This window comes from Acidovorax sp. SUPP950 (assembly GCF_030158935.1).
GTDB lineage: Bacteria > Pseudomonadota > Gammaproteobacteria > Burkholderiales > Burkholderiaceae_C > Paracidovorax.
The window spans coordinates 564176-582335 of record NZ_BQXE01000002.1 but is presented as its reverse complement, the minus strand read 5'-3'; the positions used below and the strand labels follow the sequence as shown (position 1 = coordinate 582335).

General features: G+C 68.1%; 18 protein-coding genes. 7 read left to right on the top strand and 11 right to left on the bottom strand.

Annotation, left to right across the window (positions count from 1 at the left end; genetic code table 11):
• Nucleotides 1-4: 4 nt before the first annotated feature.
• Together AVME950_RS11775 and AVME950_RS24400 are read left to right on the top strand one after the other, a co-directional pair.
• On the top strand, nt 5-403 hold the full coding sequence (locus AVME950_RS11775; protein WP_284429963.1) for a hypothetical protein: 399 nt from the start codon (nt 5-7) through the stop codon (nt 401-403).
• A gap of 172 nt (nt 404-575) precedes the next feature.
• Nucleotides 576-791, top strand: coding sequence for a hypothetical protein (locus tag AVME950_RS24400; protein ID WP_502869394.1), 216 nt, complete (start codon nt 576-578; stop codon nt 789-791).
• 91 nt (nt 792-882) lie between these two features.
• On the opposite strand, the gene AVME950_RS11765 is transcribed toward AVME950_RS24400, so the two are convergent.
• The 6 genes from AVME950_RS11765 to AVME950_RS11740 all read right to left on the bottom strand — a co-directional run bounded on the left by AVME950_RS11765 (nt 883) and on the right by AVME950_RS11740 (nt 7383).
• Nucleotides 883-2394: a tripartite tricarboxylate transporter permease gene (locus AVME950_RS11765; RefSeq protein ID WP_284396834.1), complete on the bottom strand. Its 1512-nt coding sequence runs from the start codon at nt 2392-2394 to the stop codon at nt 883-885.
• Between the two features lie 18 nt (nt 2395-2412).
• Nucleotides 2413-2901 carry a tripartite tricarboxylate transporter TctB family protein gene (locus tag AVME950_RS11760; protein WP_284429961.1) on the bottom strand — a complete coding sequence of 163 codons (489 nt, stop codon included), beginning with the start codon at nt 2899-2901 and terminating at the stop codon, nt 2413-2415.
• A 231-nt stretch (nt 2902-3132) separates the two neighbouring features.
• Nucleotides 3133-4926 (bottom strand): type IV pilus assembly ATPase TfpB, encoded by a 1794-nt coding sequence (gene tfpB / locus AVME950_RS11755; protein ID WP_284429960.1) that lies wholly within the window; start codon nt 4924-4926, stop codon nt 3133-3135.
• A 93-nt stretch (nt 4927-5019) separates the two neighbouring features.
• A complete protein-coding gene (locus tag AVME950_RS11750) occupies nt 5020-5802 on the bottom strand; it encodes a class I SAM-dependent methyltransferase (RefSeq protein WP_502869393.1) in 783 nt (260 codons plus the stop codon).
• On the bottom strand, nt 5789-6382 hold the full coding sequence (locus tag AVME950_RS11745; RefSeq protein ID WP_284429958.1) for a DNA-deoxyinosine glycosylase: 594 nt from the start codon (nt 6380-6382) through the stop codon (nt 5789-5791). The genes AVME950_RS11750 and AVME950_RS11745 overlap by 14 nt, the downstream gene beginning before the upstream one ends.
• 164 nt (nt 6383-6546) lie before the next feature.
• Nucleotides 6547-7383, bottom strand: a complete 837-nt coding sequence (locus tag AVME950_RS11740; protein WP_284429957.1) for a TatD family hydrolase — start codon at nt 7381-7383, stop codon at nt 6547-6549.
• A gap of 147 nt (nt 7384-7530) precedes the next feature.
• On the opposite strand from AVME950_RS11740, the gene AVME950_RS11735 reads away from it, so the two are divergent.
• The 4 genes from AVME950_RS11735 to AVME950_RS11720 all read left to right on the top strand — a co-directional run bounded on the left by AVME950_RS11735 (nt 7531) and on the right by AVME950_RS11720 (nt 11859).
• Nucleotides 7531-8514: a S1C family serine protease gene (locus tag AVME950_RS11735; protein ID WP_284429956.1), complete on the top strand. Its 984-nt coding sequence runs from the start codon at nt 7531-7533 to the stop codon at nt 8512-8514.
• Between the two features lie 213 nt (nt 8515-8727).
• Nucleotides 8728-9750, top strand: a complete 1023-nt coding sequence (locus tag AVME950_RS11730; protein ID WP_272567651.1) for an AAA family ATPase — start codon at nt 8728-8730, stop codon at nt 9748-9750.
• Entirely contained in the window at nt 9731-10789 is a 1059-nt protein-coding gene (locus AVME950_RS11725; RefSeq protein WP_284429955.1) for a DUF58 domain-containing protein, read from the top strand. Before AVME950_RS11730 ends, AVME950_RS11725 begins: the two co-directional genes overlap by 20 nt.
• A 26-nt stretch (nt 10790-10815) precedes the next feature.
• A complete protein-coding gene (locus AVME950_RS11720) occupies nt 10816-11859 on the top strand; it encodes a VWA domain-containing protein (protein WP_284429954.1) in 1044 nt (347 codons plus the stop codon).
• Nucleotides 11860-11983: 124 nt separating this feature from the next.
• On the opposite strand, the gene AVME950_RS11715 is transcribed toward AVME950_RS11720, so the two are convergent.
• The 3 genes from AVME950_RS11715 to AVME950_RS11705 form a co-directional block, all read right to left on the bottom strand.
• The gene (locus AVME950_RS11715) at nt 11984-12775 is read right to left on the bottom strand and encodes a Nif3-like dinuclear metal center hexameric protein (protein ID WP_284429953.1); all 792 of its coding nucleotides are present in this window, start codon (nt 12773-12775) and stop codon (nt 11984-11986) included.
• A gap of 128 nt (nt 12776-12903) precedes the next feature.
• Nucleotides 12904-13581: a glutathione S-transferase family protein gene (locus AVME950_RS11710; RefSeq protein ID WP_284429952.1), complete on the bottom strand. Its 678-nt coding sequence runs from the start codon at nt 13579-13581 to the stop codon at nt 12904-12906.
• 101 nt (nt 13582-13682) lie between these two features.
• Nucleotides 13683-14441, bottom strand: a complete 759-nt coding sequence (locus AVME950_RS11705; protein ID WP_284429951.1) for an SDR family NAD(P)-dependent oxidoreductase — start codon at nt 14439-14441, stop codon at nt 13683-13685.
• A gap of 147 nt (nt 14442-14588) precedes the next feature.
• On the opposite strand from AVME950_RS11705, the gene AVME950_RS11700 reads away from it, so the two are divergent.
• Nucleotides 14589-15488 (top strand): AraC family transcriptional regulator, encoded by a 900-nt coding sequence (locus AVME950_RS11700; protein WP_284429950.1) that lies wholly within the window; start codon nt 14589-14591, stop codon nt 15486-15488.
• Nucleotides 15489-15660: 172 nt separating this feature from the next.
• Here AVME950_RS11700 and AVME950_RS11695 read toward each other — a convergent pair whose 3' ends face one another.
• Both AVME950_RS11695 and AVME950_RS11690 read right to left on the bottom strand, forming a co-directional pair.
• Nucleotides 15661-16674: a M28 family peptidase gene (locus tag AVME950_RS11695; protein WP_284429949.1), complete on the bottom strand. Its 1014-nt coding sequence runs from the start codon at nt 16672-16674 to the stop codon at nt 15661-15663.
• 79 nt (nt 16675-16753) lie between these two features.
• The gene (locus AVME950_RS11690; RefSeq protein ID WP_284405149.1) at nt 16754-18076 is read right to left on the bottom strand and encodes an MFS transporter; all 1323 of its coding nucleotides are present in this window, start codon (nt 18074-18076) and stop codon (nt 16754-16756) included.
• Between the last annotated feature and the right edge of the window lie 84 nt (nt 18077-18160).

Sequence of the window (18160 nt, the reverse complement as noted above, 5' to 3'; positions counted from 1 at the left end):
ATCCATGAAAAATTTTTCGAACCGATACCTTCGATGGGCATCCTGGGCCGTGCTCTGTGCCGCAGCGACAGCAGCGCTTTGGTATGCATGCACTCCAACATTGAAAGGCATCTCCATCAGTCCTCGCAAGGTCTATCGACTGGAGTATTACGACGCTTCGCTGTTACAGCGCCTGCGCTACCACCAAATGAAAATTCCTTCATTGGTTCGCTTGTACAAAATCCATCCAGAGACTTTGCTGGGCGAAAGCGATGTAGTGGACCTCTGGATCAACGGCCAGTTGTATTGGTACCTCAACCCGCCCATGAACAAGGTGCGCGTAGGACGCGACGTGGTGTTCGAAAACATTCCGCCGGAGTGCGTTGACTGTCCGCCGCTGACCGATGCCGAAATCATGCCCTGAGAAGAAAAAATACCGGGTTCTTCTAAAACGGGCTGCTCTCGCGATTGCCTTGATCGTCGGGGGCTGGTACTTCGTTACTCCAACCTACGATCGAAGTCACTACAGCCCCCGCCGTGTGTACCGGTTGGACTACTACGAAGCTTCCTGGCTTCAACGTTTAACGCATATGGACATGCGTTATCCCCACGTGATTCGGCTTTATCGCGTCGAGCCGAGAACACTGTTGGGCACCAGCGATGTAGCGGACCTCTGGATCAACGGCCAGTTGTATTGGTACCTCAACCCGCCCATGAACAAGGTGCGCGTAGGGCGCGACGTGGTGTTCGAGAACATTCCGCCGGAGTGCGCTGACTGTCCGCCGCTGACCGATGCCGAAATCATGCCCTGAGCCTCGCACCCTCCTCCCGACCGGCCCCAAAGAAAAACGGCACCCGAAGGTGCCGTCGTTCTCAATCGTGAGAGGGTACCCAGCCGGGACGTCAGTCCTCGACGAAGGCTTCCTCGCGCTTGTTCTTCACGGCCGGCAGCAGCACGATGATGAGCAGCAGCACGGCGGCAGCCAGCAGGCCGGCGGAGATGGGGCGCGTGACGAACACGCTCCAGTCGCCGCGCGACAGCAGCAGGGCGCGGCGCAGGTTTTCTTCCATCATCGGGCCCAGGATGAACCCGAGCAGCAGCGGCGCGGGTTCGGTGCCCAGCTTGTGGAACAGGTAGCCGATGAAGCCGAAGATACCGACCAGCCACACGTCGAACGTGTTGTTGTTCGTGCCGTACACGCCCACCGCGCAGAACAGCACGATGGAGGGGAACAGCCAGCGGTAAGGCACGGTCAGCAGCTTGATCCACAGGCCGATCAGCGGCAGGTTCAGGATGATCAGCATCGCATTGCCGAGCCACATCGAGGCGATCAGGCCCCAGAAGAGTTCGGGGTTGCTCGTCATCACCTGGGGGCCAGGCTGGATGTTGTGGATCGTCATGGCACCCACCATCAGCGCCATCACGGCGTTGGGCGGAATGCCCAGCGTCAGCAGCGGGATGAAGGAGGTCTGCGCGCCGGCGTTGTTGGCCGACTCGGGGGCAGCCACACCGCGGATGTTGCCCTTGCCGAAAGGAACTTCGCCGGGTTGCAGCTTGGTCTTCTTTTCGATGGTGTAGGCCGCGAAGGCCGCCAGCAGCGCGCCGCCGCCGGGCAGGATGCCCAGGGCCGAGCCGAGGGCCGTGCCGCGCAGCACGGCGGGGATCATGCGCTTGAAGTCTTCCTTGGTCGGCATGAGGCCGTGCACCTTGGCGGTGAAAACCTCGCGGTCGTCTTCGGGCTTGGACAGGTTGGCGATGATTTCGCCGTAGCCGAACACGCCCATGGCGATCACGACGAAGTTGATGCCGTCGGTCAGTTCAGGGATGTCGAAGCTGTAGCGGGCGACGCCCGAGTTCACGTCGGTGCCCACCAGGCCCAGCAGCAGGCCCAGCACGATCATGGCGACCGCCTTGAGCAGCGAGCCCGAGGCCAGCACCACGGCGCCGATCAGGCCCAGCACCATCAGCGAGAAGTATTCGGCGGGGCCGAACTTGAAGGCGACTTCGGTCAGCGGCGGCGCGAAGGCGGCCAAGATCAGCGTGCCCACGCAGCCGGCGAAGAACGAGCCCAGGCCGGCGGCTGCCAGCGCGGGACCCGCACGGCCCTTGCGCGCCATCTGGTAGCCGTCGATCACGGTCACCACCGAGGACGATTCGCCCGGCAGGTTCACCAGGATGGCAGTGGTCGATCCGCCGTATTGCGCGCCGTAGTAGATGCCGGCCAGCATGATCAGCGCGGCCACCGGGGGCAGCGCATACGTGGCGGGCAGCAGCATGGCGATGGTGGCCACGGGCCCGATGCCCGGCAGCACGCCGATCAGCGTGCCCAGCAGGCAGCCGATGAAGCAGTAGATGAGGTTCTGAAACGTGAAGGCGACGCCGAAGCCGGTCGCCAGGTTGTCAAACAATTCCATGGTCTTCGATGCTCCTGCTCAACCCGAAATGAAACTGGGCCACACAGGGAACTGCAGCTTCAGCGCCCACACGAAAGCCACGTAGCTGCCCACCGCGAGGACGGTGGCCAGAATAAACACTTCCTTGGCGTTGAAGGTGTCGCCGGCCAGGCTGGCGATGAACACCAGCGCATAGATCGCGACGATCAGCCCCATGGCCGGCACGCCGAACGAGGGCAGCCCCGCCAGCAGCACGCCGAACGCGAAGTTCGAGGCCAGGATGAAGAACAGCTGCTTCCACGCCCACTTGCCGACCTTGTCGCCATCCACGCTCTCCACCACCGTGGCGTAGAACGTGATCGCCACGCCGAGGATGGCGAGCAGGATGCCCAGGATCAGGGGGAAGTAGCCGGGGCCCATGCGGGCGCCGTTGCCGATGTTGTAGTTGGAGGCACCGACCGCGAAGGCCACGCCCACACCCATGAACATGAGGCCCGAAAAGAAATCTTTCTGGCTCTTGATTTTCACGAAAACGTCTCCTTACAAGAACTTGACGGGCGATTGTGCAGTCCGGTCCACTCGGGATCGATGTGGATTCCACCTATCCAGCGCCTAGGGAAAACCGCAGGGTGGCGCCTCGGAAAAAGCCGCGCCGGAGCACTACGGCAGAGCGTCCGCAGGCGGTGGATGAAGGGCCCGGCACGGCTCGGACAACGCGCGCGCAGCCGCCCCCGCCCGGGCCGCGCGCGGCGACACGGCCTACTCCATCGGCGGCGTGGCCGCCATCACTTCTTCCAGCGTGGTAATGCCTTCGGCCACGCGCAACGCGCCGGCCAGGCGCAGCGGGCGCATGCCGTCCTGCACGGCCTGGCGGCGCAGCACGTCGATGGAGGGCGCCTGGTTGATGCGGTCCTTGAGCGCCTCGCTCACGGTGAGCAGCTCATACAGGCCCATGCGGCCATGGAAGCCCGTCATGCGGCAGTCCACGCAGCCCACGGGCTTGTACGGGTGGTACCCGCCGTTGAGCTTCCACGGCTTGACCACGGCGGCCAGCGCCTCGGCCGAGGCCGCCTCGTCCTTTTGCTTGCACTGCTTGCACAGCGTGCGCACCAGCCGCTGCGCCAGGATGCCCAGCAGCGTGGCGTTGATGAGGTAGGGTGGCACGCCCAGCTCCATGAGCCGCGTGACGGCGCTGGGCGCATCGTTGGTGTGCAGCGTGCTGAACACCAGGTGGCCGGTGAGCGCGGCCTGCACGGCCATGTCGGCGGTGGCGAGGTCGCGGATCTCGCCCACCATGATGATGTCCGGGTCCTGCCGCATCAGCGCGCGCAGGCCCTCGGCGAAGTTGAAGTCGAGCTGCGGCTGCACCTGGGTCTGGTTGAAGCTGGGCTCGATCATTTCGATCGGGTCTTCCACCGTGCTCACGTTGACCTCTTCGGTCGCCACGCGCTTGAGCGTGGAGTACAGCGTGGTGGTCTTGCCCGAGCCCGTGGGCCCGGTCACCAGGATGATGCCGTGCGGGCGCTTGACCAGCGCCTCCCAGCGCGTGGCGTCGTGCTGCGCGAAGCCCAGCGCGTCCAGGTCCTTGACGGCGTTGTCGGGGTCGAAGATGCGCATCACCATCTTCTCGCCGAAGGCCGTGGGCAGCGTGGACAGGCGCATTTCCACCTCGTCGCCGCGCGGGTTGCGGGTCTTGATGCGGCCGTCCTGCGGGCGGCGCTTTTCCACCACGTCCATGCGCCCGAGCAGCTTCACGCGCGAGACCATCGCGTTGAGCACGCCCATGGGCATCTGGTAGACCGGGTGCAGCACGCCGTCGATGCGAAAGCGGATCACGCCCTGCTCGCGGCGCGGCTCCAGGTGGATGTCGCTCGCGCGCTGGTCGAAGGCGTACTGCCACAGCCAGTCCACCACCTTGACCACACCCTGGTCGTTGGCATCGAGCTGCTTGTTGCTCTTGCCCAGTTCCACCAGTTGCTCGAAGCTGCTGCCCGCCGAGGCCCCGCCGGCCTTCTGCGCGGCGCGCACCGACTTGGCGAGCGCGAAGAACTCGGCGGTGAAGCGCTGGATGTCCTGCGGGTTGGCGACCACGCGGCGCACCGAGCGGCGCGCCTGGCGCTCCACCTCGGCCACCCAGTCGTCGATGAAGGGTTCGGCCGTGGCGATCACCACCTCCTTGGGCGTGACCTGCACGGGCAGCACCTTGTGGCGCTCGGCGTAGCTGGCGCTCATGGTGTCGGCCACGCGGCCCACGTCCACCTTGAGCGGATCGATGCGCAGGTAGGCCAGGCCGCTGCGCTGCGCCAGGTACTGCGTGAGCGCCTCGGCATCGAGCGGGCGGCCATCGCTCGCGCGGGCCATGGCCACGTTGGCCAGGCGCACCAGCGGGTGCTGGCGGCTTTCGGCCTGCGAGCAGCGGGCGATGGTGCGGGCGGCCTCCTCGGCCGAAATCACGCCATCGGCCCGCAGCCAGTCCACCAGCCGGCGCCACTCCAGCGGCCCGGTATAGGCAGGGGGCTTCGTCGGGGTGTCGGTGGGGGTGGCGGTGCTCATGGGCGGGCCTCGTTCAAAGGTGAGGAAGGGCGAACGCAGCGGTGCGGCAGCAGCACCAGCACCCACCACGGCGGAAGGCCGGAGCGGCCCGCGTCATGCGGCCACCGGCTTGAAAACGCGCGCCCACTTGGTGGCCGGCAGGTCCCAGCGGGCCTGCACGGCCTCGGCGCGCGCAAGCAGGTCGGCGCGCTTGGGCCGCGTGGGCGTGCGCTGCGCCAGCACCACGGTGTTGCCTTCGCGCGTGGGCTTGAAGGCCCACAGCGCGTCGGCGCCGAAGGCCTCGGCCATCTTGCCCAGGCTGCGCTCGTAGCTGGAGGCGCGGCCGAACAGGTTGACGGTCATGGCGCCGTCCTCGGACAGCAGCGCGCGGCAGTCGGAATAGAAGGCGGCGCTGTCGAGCACGGGCGCGGCGGCGTCGTGGTCGTACAGGTCCACCTGCAGGGCATCCACCGTGCCCAGCCACATCGGGTCGCGGATCTCCGCGGCGGCATCGCCCAGGATCACGCGCAGCTTGGGGCCGTCGGGCGGCAGCTTGAACCAGGCACGGCACACGGCCAGCACCTGGGGATTGAGCTCGATGGCGGTGGCGCACATGCGCAGCTTCTTGTGGCAGAACTTGGTGAGGGCGCCGGCCCCCAGGCCCAACTGCATCGCATGGCGCTTGGTGACGCTGGCGGGCTCGACGAAGAGCAGCCAGGCCATCATGCGCTGCACGTATTCCAGCTCGAGCTCAAAAGGCTCGGCCACGCGCATGGAGCCCTGGATCCACGGCGTGCCCAGGTGCAGGTGGCGCACCTCGCCATCGTCGGAGACGCTCACCTCGGGCAGGGCTTCGCTGTCGTTTTTCTTGCGGGTCAAATCGTCACACCAATCCATAAGGGGCCAGGGCGGCAGCCCAGGCGTTCAGTTTCTTGTCAAAGCTCCACGAGGCGTTGGCCGGGCTGGTGGAGGGCAGCCGCAGGGACTGCACGCCGCCCTCCCGCAGCGCGGGCGGCAGCCCCAGGTGGGCGCGCACGGCCTTGGCGTGCCGGAAGCTCTCCCCGCCATTGTGGGCGATGGCGGCCAGGCGGGGGCACTGCGCCCGCAGCGCCCGGAAATCGTTCACCACGGCGTTGCGGATGTCGGTGTCCAGGCTGCCCTCGCGCTCGCAGGCGGCGTACACGTCCCACAGGCCCAGGCCCCGGTCCAGCAGCCAGGCGCAGCGCCCGGCGTAGTCGTCCCGCCCGGGCAGCACGGGCTGCGGCCACAGCGCCTGCAGGATGCGCCAGAAGTGGTTCTGCGGGTGCCCGTAGTACTGCCCTGCCCGCAGCGAGGCCGCGCCAGGAAAGCTGCCGAGCACCAGCACCACGGTGCGCGGCGAGACGACCGGCGCCAGCCCGACCAGGCGCGGGGCTGCCGGCACCGGACCGGAAGGCGGGGGGAACCAGGGCTCAGGCGGATCGGAGGCGGAATCCATGGCGGCCATCATCGGGGGGCATTGGGGAGAAAAAGAGGGGAACGGGGAATCGGCGGGCCCAGCCGGGTCGCGAGACCGGGCCGAGGCGCACGGCGGCGCAGCGGATTACTATCAATATCATAGCAACATGCCCTAGTACCAATTGCACTGGCGGCCCAAAAGGCTCAGATCGCCAGCAGCGCCTCCAGACGCGGCAGCGCCGCACAGGCGTTGGCCCGCGTGGCCTGTGCCAGCTCCGCCACCGGCATGCCGCGCAGCCCGGCCACCACCTCGGCGATGCGGGGCAGCTCGCCCGGCGCATTGCGCGCGGGCGGTGCGCCGGCGGCCCGCTGGGCGGCGGTCACATAGAGCCAATGCGGAGGAATGTCGGGGGCATCGGTCTCCAGCACCAGCGATTCGAGCGGCAACTCCGCCGCCAGCCGGCGCAGCTGCAGCGCGCGGTCGAACGTGACCGCCCCGCCGAAGCCGAGCTTGAAGCCCATGGCGATGAACGCCTGGGCCTGCTGCAGGCTGCCGTTGAAGGCATGGGCGATGCCGCCGCGCACCGGCCGCTCGCGCAGGCCCTTGAGCACCTTGTCCGACGAGCGCCGCACGTGCAGGATCACCGGCAGGTCGAAGCGCTGCGCCAGCTGCAGTTGCGCCCGGTAAAAGCGCTCCTGCCGCGGGCCGTCCAGCGTGGGCACGAAGTAATCGAGGCCGATCTCGCCGATGGCGACCAGGCGCGGGTCGGCGTGGTGGGTCTGCAGCGCCCCGGCCAGCGTGTCCACATCGCCATCGCCCGCGCGGCCGGTGAACAGCGGGTGGATGCCGAGCGCGTAGCTGTCGCCATGCTGGTGCGCCAGGCGGCGCACGGCGTCCAGGTTGCCCAGCTCCACCGCCGGCAGCACGCAGTGCGCGACACCGGCGCGCGCGGCCTCGGCGCGGATCTGGGCCAGGTGCGCGGGCCCGGCATGCGCCTCGAACTCGTCCAGATGGCAGTGGGTGTCGATCCAGGTGTGCATGCGCGGATGATGCCCGAGGCGGCAGGCCCTGCGGGCGCCATGGGCCGCCCCGATACGCCCTGTCACATGCGCGGCGGGCTTTTCCGTGCTACCGTGAACGCTCCGCCGCCGCCCGCCCGTGGCGCGCCCGCTTCCAGAGGTGTCAGCATGCCCAGGCCACCCCGCTACAGCAGCTCCCGCTCCGACCGCCGCAGCGCCCCCGAGGCGGCACCGCACCCGGCCGCACCGCGTGGCCCGGCCGGCGCCGCGCCACGCCCCGGCGCCGGGCGCTCGGCCGAAGCCGCGCAGGCGCCCGAGGCCCTTTCCGCCACGGCCGCCCCCACCGGCGATCGCCCCGTGCGCGCGGCCCCACGCCTGCACCAGCGTGCCCTGTGGGCCGCCATCGCCCTGCTGTCGGTGTTGCTGGCCGCCAGCGTCTGGATGGGCCAGCGCCCGTCCGCCCCGCCCCTCACGCAAAAGGACATCGACGCCGCCGTGCTGCGCACACTGGAGACCCAGCCCCTGCCCGCGGCCACGGAGCGCGCGGTGCAGACCATCGCGCCCTCGGTGGTGCGCGTGGTGGGCTATGCCCGCACCAAGAAGGGCAAGGAGGTCGAGCGCGGCATCGGCACCGGCGTGGTGATCCTGGACAAGGGCGTCATCCTCACCAACCTGCACGTGGTGCAGGGCACCACGCGCGTGCAGATCACGTTCTCCGACGGGATGGAGGCCGGCGCCAGCGTCACCGGCGTGCAGCCCGAGAACGACCTGGCGGTGCTGCAGGCCCACAAGATTCCCGACGATCTGGTGGCCGCCCCGCTGCGCTCCACGCAGAACCTGCGCCCGGGCGACCCGGTGGTGGCGGTGGGCTTTCCGTTCGGCATCGGGCCCTCGGCCTCGGCCGGCGTGGTGTCGGGGCTGGAGCGCGAGTTCGACTCGCCCGAGGGCAAGCGCGAGCTGCAGCACCTGATCCAGTTCGACGCCGCGGCCAACCCGGGCAACTCCGGCGGGCCGCTGGTCACGCTCGACGGCGAGGTGGTCGGCATCGTCACCGCCATCCTGAACCCCACGCCCGCGCGCACCTTCATCGGCATCGGTTTTGCCGTGCCCATCGAGAACGCGGCGGCCGCCGTCGGCATGCCGCCGTTTTGAAGATGAACACCCCCCTGAGCGGCTGCGCCGCTTCCCCCCGCTCTCGCAGCGCTGCGCACTGCGGGCAGGGGGACGACGCCAGCGCGGCGGGGCGGCCCTTGCGCGGCGTCTGCTGGCGCGGCCTGCTCCGCGGCCTTCGGAAGGGACAGCGCCCGCCAGTGCATGGGCCTTTGCACTTGCCGCCTCCTCGATAACGCATCAAAAAGGACAGCCATGGAACACGCCACACCGCACACCGCCACGCTGATGGAGCAGATCCTCTACGAGGTCAAGCGCGTCGTGGTCGGGCAGGACCGCTTCCTGGAACGCGTGATGGTAGCCATGCTGTCGCAGGGCCACTTGCTGGTCGAGGGCGTGCCCGGCCTGGCCAAGACGCTCACCGTCAAGACCCTGGCCAGCACCGTGCAGGGCCAGTTCAAGCGCATCCAGTTCACGCCCGACCTGGTGCCCGCCGACCTGGTGGGCACGCGCATGTACAACCAGCGCACGGGCGAGTTCAGCACCACGCGCGGCCCCGTGTTCACCAACCTGCTGCTGGCCGACGAGATCAACCGCGCGCCCGCCAAGGTGCAGAGCGCGCTGCTGGAGGTGATGCAGGAGCGCCAGGTGACCATCGCGGGCGAGACGCACCGCGTGCCCGAGCCCTTTCTGGTGATGGCCACGCAGAACCCCATCGAGACCGAGGGCACCTACGCGCTGCCCGAGGCGCAGGTGGACCGCTTCATGATGAAGGTGCTCGTGGGCTACCCGAGCGAAGAGGAAGAGTTCGTGATCGCCCAGCGCGCGCTCGCACCCGCCGTGCAGGTGGCCGCCGTGGCCACCACCGGCCAGCTCGCCGCGCTGCAGGCCGAGTGCCGCACGGTGTACGTGGACCCGTCCCTGCTGCAGTACGCCGTGCGCTTGGTGGCCGCCACGCGCGCGCCGGCCCAGTACGGCCTGCCCGGCCTGGCCCCGCGCATCGCCTGCGGCGCCAGCCCCCGCGCCACCATCCACCTGGCCGAGGGCGCGCGGGCCCTGGCCATGCTGCGCGGGCGTGCCTACGTGCTGCCCGAGGACATGGCCGACCTCGCGCCCGACGTGCTGCGCCACCGCATCACGCTGTCGTACGAGGCGCTGTCGGACGGGCTGGACGCCGACGCCCTGATCGGCCAGCTCATGGCCCACCTGCCCGCGCCGCCCCGGCCCCTGCACCACGACGCCCAGGACGGGGCCCGCCATGAGCCGCAGCGCGCCTGACGCCGCCCCGCCGGCCGCAAGCGCAGCGGCGCTGCCCGGCCAGGCCGAGCGGCTGCTGCGCCAGCTCGAGTGGACGGTGATCCGCCGGCTCGACGGCCTGCTGCAGGGCGACTACCGCACGCTGCTGCGCGGCGGCGGGCTGGACCTGGCCGACCTGCGCGAATACCAGCCGCACGACGACGTGCGCCACATCGACTGGAACGTGACCGCGCGGCTCGCCGTGCCGCACGTGCGCGTGTTCTCCGAGGACCGCGAGATGGCCGCGTGGTTTTTGCTGGATCTGAGCCCGTCGCTGGACTTCGGCCCGCCGGGGCAGGCCAAGCGCGACATCCTGGCCGGCTTCGTGGCCGTGCTGGCGCGCCTGCTCACGCGCCACGGCAACCGCGTGGGCGCCATGCTGTACGGCGCGGGTACCGCGGCCGCGGCCGCCCCCTCCCCTGCGCCCGCGGGCGCGGGACGGGCCCCGGGCGTGGACGCCATCCTGCCGCCGCGCGCCAGCCGCGCCCATGTGCTGCACCTGCTGCACCGCCTGCTGCAGGTGCCCGGGCCCGCTGCGGCGCCGCCCGGCGCCACCGACCTGTCGCACCTGCTGGGCACGGCCCTGGGCACCGTGCGGCGGCGCTCGGCGGTGTTCGTGGTGTCGGACTTCATCACCGCGCCCGGCTGGGAAAAGCCCCTGGCCCAGCTCGCGCAGCGCCACGACGTCGTCGCCGTGCGCCTGCTCGACCCGCTGGAGCTGGAACTGCCCGACGTGGGCCTGGTCACCCTGCGCGACCCCGAGACCGGCGACCAGCTGCAGGTGGACACGCGCGACAAGGCCTTTCGCCACCGCTTCGCCCGCCTGGCCGCGCAGCGCGAGGCCGCCCTGCGCGAATCGCTCGCGCGCGCCGGGGCCGACACGCTGGAGCTGGCCACCGGCGACGACCTGCTGGACGCCCTGGTGCGCTTCATGGAACTGCGCGGCCGCCAGCCGGCCAAGCCCGCCTACCGCGCCCCGGCCTCCCCCACCGTCGCGGGCGCTGCCGCCCGGGCCGCGTAGACAAAAAAAGTAGGAGCCGCTGCACCATGGTCTTTCTCTGGCCCACGTTCCTCTGGCTGCTGATCGCGCTGCCGGTGCTGGTGCTGCTCTACGCGTGGCTGCTGCGCCGGCGCCGGGCCACCGCCCTGCACTACCCCAGCCTCGCGCTGGTGCGCGAGGCCCTGGGCGCGCGCACGACCTGGCGGCGCCATGTGCCGCCCGCCCTGTTCCTGCTGGGGCTGGCCGCGCTGCTGCTGGCCGCGGCGCGGCCGCTGGCCGTCATCACCCTGCCCTCGCAGCAGCAGACCATCATGCTGGCCATGGACGTCTCGGGCAGCATGCGCGCCGCCGACGTGCTGCCCGACCGCATCACCGCCGCGCAGAACGCCGCCAAGGCCTTCATCGCCGACCTGCCGCGCCACGTGCGCGTGGGCGTGGTGGCGTTCGCCGGCAGCGCCCAGCTGGCGCAGCTGCCCACGCAAAATCATGAAGACCTGGTGAAGGCCATCGACAGCTTCCAGCTGCAGCGCGGCACGGCGACGGGCAACGGCATCCTGCTGTCGCTGGCCACGCTGTTCCCCGATTCGGGCATCGACATCGCCGCCCTGGGCGGGCGGCAGGCCATGCGCTCGCAGCCCATCGACGAGGTGGGCCGGGCGCAGGGCAGGAAGCCCTTCACGCCCGTGGCGCCGGGCTCCTACACCTCGGCCGCCATCATCATGCTGACCGACGGCCAGCGCACCACGGGCGTGGACCCGCTCGAGGCCGCCCAGTGGGCCGCCGACCGCGGCGTGCGCGTGTACACCGTGGGCGTGGGCACGGTGGCCGGCGAGACGATCGGCTTCGAAGGCTGGTCCATGCGCGTGCGCCTGGACGAGGACACGCTCAAGGCCGTGGCCCTGCGCACCAACGCCGAATACTTCCATGCCGCCACGGCGGCCGACCTGCAGAAGGTGTACGAGACACTCAGCTCGCGCCTCACGGTGGAGAAAAAGGAAACCGAGGTGTCCGCCCTGTTCGCGCTGGCCGGCGCGGTGTTCATGCTGCTGGCGGCCGCGCTGTCGGTGTGGTGGTACGGGCGGGTGATGTAGACGAAGGTTTCACGCCTGCCGGGGTTCTGGGACCGTCGGGCCTTTGGTTATTTTTGGCCTGCAGCGCAATCAGTACTAGGGCATATCGCTATTAATTCAATAGCAATCGCGATGCCAGCCGCAATCACGCCGGGTTGTCGATCTCGATGAACCGGTGGGCGATGCCCAGTTGCGCGGCCACCCTTTCGGCCACAGCGGGGGCGCCGTAGCGCTCGGTGGCGTGGTGCCCCGCCGCGATGAAGGCCACGCCCGTCTCGCGCGCTAGGTGGGCTTGCGGTTCGGAGATCTCGCCGGTGACGAAGGCATCGGCCCCCGCAGCGATCGCCCCCTCGAAATAGCCCTGCGCCCCGCCCGTGCACCAGGCCAGCCGCCGGATCGGGCGCGGCTCGGGTGCCACCAGCGTCACGGCGCGACCGAGCACGCTCTCCACATGGCGGGCCAGGGCGTGCGCGTCGGCGAACTCCGCGGGGCCGGCGAAGCCCAGGTCCTGCTCGCCGAAGCGCGCATCGGCGACCACGCCGAGCATGCGGCCCAGCTGCGCGTTGTTGCCCAGCTCGGCGTGCGCATCCAGCGGCAGGTGGTAGGCGAACAGATTGATGTCGTGGGCCAGCAGGCGCTGCAGCCGCTGCTTCATCCAGCCCGTCACGCGGCCGTCCTGCCCGCGCCAGAACAGGCCGTGGTGCACGAAGATCGCATCGGCACCGTCCTCGATGGCCGCATCGATCAGCGCCCGGCTGGCCGTCACGCCGCTCACGATGCGCGCGATGCGGTCCTTGCCCTCGACCTGCAGCCCGTTGGGGCCGTAGTCCTTGAAACGCTCGGGCTGCAGCAGGGTGTCGAACGCGCGCTGCAGGTCGTGCCGGGAAACCCCGGGGGTGGCGATGCCGTGGGCGGAGGAAGCGGTGGGGCGGGTCATGGGACGATTGTGGCAGCGCGGTCAGGCACTCGCCGCAGAGGAAGGTCTTGCTGCCTGCATGCCATGCCGCACTGCACTATCGCGCGGGTACCCAGCAAGGCATGGCAGGCGATGACCCAAAAAGCGGGTCACTGGCATGCCAACCAGGAGCCAGACCTTCGCAGGTGGGCCTGAAAAAGCGCCGCGTAGTCAGGCGGTGCTGCCGCGATCACGCTCGGCCGCAATGCAAGACTCTGGCGCCAGGCGCCGATCTTGGGCAACCCGTCGAAAAGCGCGGCGCTCCTTTGAGGGGGGAGGCCCTGGAAATAGCGAAAGATCGGAGCGAACACTGCGTCCACCATGCTGAAGCGGGTTCCGCCGAAATAGGGCCCGGTGAAGAGGGCTGCTTCAAGCCGCACGAGTTTGTCCCGAAAGGCCGTTGCCTTCGCATCGGCTGCCGCAGAACCTTTGGCATTCAGGTAGCCCCAGGCCTCTGTCAGCGTCGCCGATCCGAATTCAATCCACGCGCGGTGCTCTGCGCGTTCCACAGGGTCTTGCGGATGCAGTGGTGCGCCCGCCTGTGTCTCCTCCAGATACTCGCAAATGGCCATGCTTTCGAACAACACCTGGTGCGCACCGTGGTCACCATGGATCTTGAGCAAGGGCACCTTGCCGGTCGGCGAGATCTCGAGAAACCAAGCCGGTTTGGCCGAAAAGTCCACGTCGATCCTGTCGAAGGGGGTGTCTTTTTCCAGCAGCACGATCGCGACGCGCTGTACGTAGGGGCACAAAGGATGGCTGATGAGGCTGAGTGCAGCGGTCGACATGGTGGGGTCCAATCCGATATGGCGTGTGGAGGGGCAGTGGCATGGAACCACACCGGGACTGCCGCTGGCCCATGCCGTTTTCCGCAGGGGCCAGCAGGCCGTCAGAGCAATTGCCCGCCGGACACATCGAACGACGTGCCGTTGGCCCACGCCAGGTCGCTCGACAAAATGGCTGCCACCGCTCGCCCGATGTCGTCCGGCTGGCCCACGCGGCCCAGTGCGATGCCTTGGGCCACATAGGCGTTGACTCCTTCGTTGTCACGCACCGCCCCGCCCATGAAATCGGTTGCGATAGCCCCTGGGGCAATGGTATTCACCCGGATTCGGCGTTCGCCAAGCTCGACGGCCATATAGCGGGTCAATACCTCGATGGCGGCCTTCACTGCCGCATAGACGCTGTAGCCGGGCAGCGTGAAACGCGTGAAGCCCGATGAGACATTCAGGATGCTGCCGCCGTCTTCGATCAGCGGCAGCAGCCGCTGCGTGAGGAAAAGCGGTGCGCGCAGATGGGCATCCACCAGGGCGTCGAACTGCGCCTCCGTCGTGTCAGTGAACGGGGAATGCAAGCCAATACCAGCGTTGTTGACGAGGTGGTCGAAGCGGTGACGGCCAAAGCACTCTTGCAATGCAGCACCCACGGTATCGCCAAACGCCGCAAAGGATGCGGTGTCGGCCACATCCAGCCGACACATCACTGCCCTGCCGCCCTTTTCCTCGATCTCCCGTTGAAGCGCCTCGGCTTCGGCCTGGCCCGTACGATAGGTTCCGACAATGCCGATGCCGCGCTGGGCCAGATGGCGAGCCATGTTGAGGCCGAGCCCACGGCTTGCGCCGGTAATCAGAGCGATCTTTGCTGTCATCATTGAACTCATTTCATTTCCATGATTGATATGGCGGATATCGCCGAGAACCCACAATCTATGGCGAAGCGCTTTTCCAGGCTTGCCTGATGCGCTAGTTCCCTTGCACGATCGGCTCAACCACTCCAATCTCCGCTCAGCCTCCGTATGGACACCCCCGCCGCCAGCCTGCTTGAAACCGCGCTGAGGAACATGCAACCCGGTGGAAAGACGTCAGGCATTCCCCGCATCGAAGTGCATGTCGACCAGGGACAGGACAGTGAAAACGCGTGCCAGTACCGCGCCATGGCATGTTTCATCCTGCAAGGAAGCAAGCGCGTCTCCTTCGGGGACAAGGTGCTGCGTTACGAGGCTGGCCACTATCTGGTCAGCGCCCTGGATCTGCCGCTCATGGGACAGGTCTACAGCGACGCCCGGCAACGGCCCTATGTCGCGCTCACGCTGGTGCTGGACCCCGCGCTGCTCAATGAGTTGATTCTGGCCATGCCTGTAGCGCAAGACGACGAAGGCAGCGAACCGGGTTTGTCAACCGCGCCCATGACCCGGGAGATCGAGGATGTCCTGGCGCGCGCCTTGCGGCTGATGGACCGCCCCCAGGACATCTCCATCCTCGCGCCACTGGTGGAAAGAGAGTTGCTCTATCGGCTGTTGTCGGGCCAGCACGGCAAACTGTTGCGCCAGATCGCGAGTGCCAAGGGTCCACTTCCGAAGGTTCGCAAAGCCATCGGCTGGATTGGCCAGAACTTTGATCGGACATTCAAGGTCGATGACGTCGGCGCAGCCTGTGGAATGAGCCGGGCGACTCTCAATCGAAGCTTCCGGGAAATCACGGGCCTCAGCCCGTTGCAGTATCAAAAGCAGCTTCGACTGCTGGAGGCACGCCGCCTGCTGATCAGTGGCGATTACAACGTTTCCGGCGCGGCCTTTGCGGTGGGCTATGAGAGTTCATCGCAATTCAGCCGCGACTATCTGAGGCAATTCGAAGCCAGCCCCAGCCAAGACTTGCGACGCAGCGGCACCCTGCTGCCTTCAAGGCGAGCGGCCTGACAGCGATGGGCCATCACTGCGCAATCTCCGTGGCTTTTCTGCATCGGCCCTGCGCCGACCGCCTACCCGCCGCGCGCGTTGCCTTCAAGGTTCTCGGGTGTGGCGCACCGGATCGTCACCCCTGCGTTTTTAGAACAAAGAGACCCAAAGCCGCCCGTTCCCGGCCTGCACCCTACTCACCCGCAACCAGGTCGCGCACGACAGAGTTCAAGCCCGACACCACGCGCGCCAATTTGTCGAAGTCGACTTTGTCCGGCGTATCCTGGGCCGTGTGATAGTAGGGATATCGGTACGGAGCGGTGTCCGTCACCATCAGCGCCGGTATTCCTTCGTCCAGGTAGGCAGCGTGGTCGGAAAAATCCACGCCCGGCACGAACCGGGGCGCAGCGACTCCCTCGGACGGAAAAGCCGCCTGCGCGCGGAACGATTGGACGACTCGGCGAACGAGGCGCCAATCGGCAGTGGTCGCGACGAAGCCGATGAAGTCGCCCTGACTGGGATAGAACTGGTTGAGTGGCCAGGGATACTTTTGAGAATCTGGTTCGTCAGAAAAGTACCCCATCGTCTCCAGCGACAGCATGGCCTTGACCGTCATGCCCCGGGATACCAAGCCTTTTGCATGAACGACGCTCCCCATCTGTGAGGTACGAAAGTACGGGGGCTCTTCATTGGTGTACAGGACAAGGATGACGTCTGACCGCGCGGTTTCAGCGCCAGCTTTCAGGCTCTTCGCCAGTTCCAACACCGCTGCGGCACCGGTGCCGTTGTCATTGGCACCTGGACTTCCTTGGGCCGAGTCGTAGTGCGCCCCAATGACGACGGCACTGCGGCCCGGCGCCGACGGGCTTGGAATGGTGACTTCCAAGTTGCGCACGACCTTGCCAGCGACGCTGAATTCTTCGCGCCGCACCACGAAGCCGGAGCCCGCGAGTTCGGATTCGATGTATGCGGAGGCGGCTTCCAGCGCTTCGTAGTGCCGCCGGTTGTGCTCGGTGGACGCAATGGCCGTCACGTGTCGGCGCAACCGGCCCGAGAGTTCCCGTTCCTGGGCGCTCATGGCGGGAAGCGGTCCCCGGTGTGAACTCCCCGGCATGGTCGTCATGGCCACGACGAAAGCCAGGAGGCCGAACAACACCAGGGCCAAGGCGCCGCAAATTCGCAGCAGGCTCTGAAAAACTGCGTTCATTCTCAAATCTCAATTCTCAAGCGAGACGCGATTTCGTTTGAACGCGCCGGGGTGTCGGGTCTTGGCGCCCTCTTCCCCTTTACGTACGCGCCGAAGGCTGCCAGCCGCGCGAAGCCAGCGGCACGAAGCCCAGCGCGAACCCCAGCACGCCCATGGCCGCCACGTAGTGGGCATTGGCCAGCACGTCGTGCTGCTGCCACAGCGTGATGAGGATGGGCGTGATGCCGCCGAACACCGCATAGGCCATGTTGTACGAGAAGGACAGGCCGGTGAAGCGCACCTCGGGCGGAAACGCCCGCACGCCCACGATCGGCAGCAGCGCGATCGAGCCCACGAACAGGCCGATGAGCCCGTAGTTGAACACCAGCGTGGCCGGCGTGCCCGGCAGGCCCGTGTAGAACAGATAGGTGGTGACCACCAGGCCGCCCCAGCCCACCAGCATCACCGGGCGGGTGCCGAAGCGGTCCGTGGCCCAGCCGACGAGTACGCAGCCGATGGTGAGCGTGAGCGTGGCGACCGCGTTGGCCTCCAGCGCCAGCGTGGCGGGAATGTGGAACACCTTCTGCAGGTAGGTCGGCGTGATGAGCACCACCACCACGATGGCGGTGGACAGCACCCAGGTCATCAGGGCCACCAGCAGCATGGCGCCGCGGTGGTCGCGCAGCACGGTCTTGACCGGCAGTTCGCGCGCCACGGCGCGGCGGGCGGCCAACTCCTGGAACACGGGCGTTTCGTGCAGGAAGCGCCGCAGGTACACCGACACCAGGCCGAACACGCCGCCCAGGATGAACGGAATGCGCCACGCGAATTCCTGCACCTCGGCGGGCGCGTAGCTGCGGTTGATGCCGATCGCCACCAGCGACCCCAGCAGGATGCCGCCCGTGATGCCGGCCGTGAGCGTGCCCACGCCCAGGCCGTAGCGGTTGGCGGGCACGTGCTCGGCCACGAACACCCAGGCCCCGGGCATCTCGCCGCCGATGGCCGCGCCCTGCAGCACGCGCATGGCCAGCAGCAGCAGTGGCGCCGCCACGCCGATGCTGGCGTAGGTGGGCAGCAGGCCGATGACCAGCGTGGGCACGGCCATCAGGAAGATCGACAGCGTGAACATGCGCTTGCGGCCCAGCTTGTCGCCGAAGTGGGCAATGATGATGCCGCCCACGGGGCGCGCCAGGTAGCCGGCGGCGAAGATGCCGAAGGTCTGCAGCTGGCGCAGCCAGTCGGGCATGTCGGCCGGGAAGAACAGCCCGCCCAGCACCGCGGCGAAGAAGACGTAGATGACGAAGTCGTAGAACTCGAGCGTGCCGCCCAGGGCGGACAGGCCCAGCGTCTGGTAGTCGTGGCGGGTGAGCGGGCGGCGGGGCGCGGCGGCCAGGGCGCCGGCGGCGGGGGAAGGAGAAGTCATGGGCAGGTTCCGGAGAGATCGATGGCGGGACTGCGCGGCACCGCGGGCGCGGTGCGCGGCCGACGTTCAGCAGGCATTCCGGAT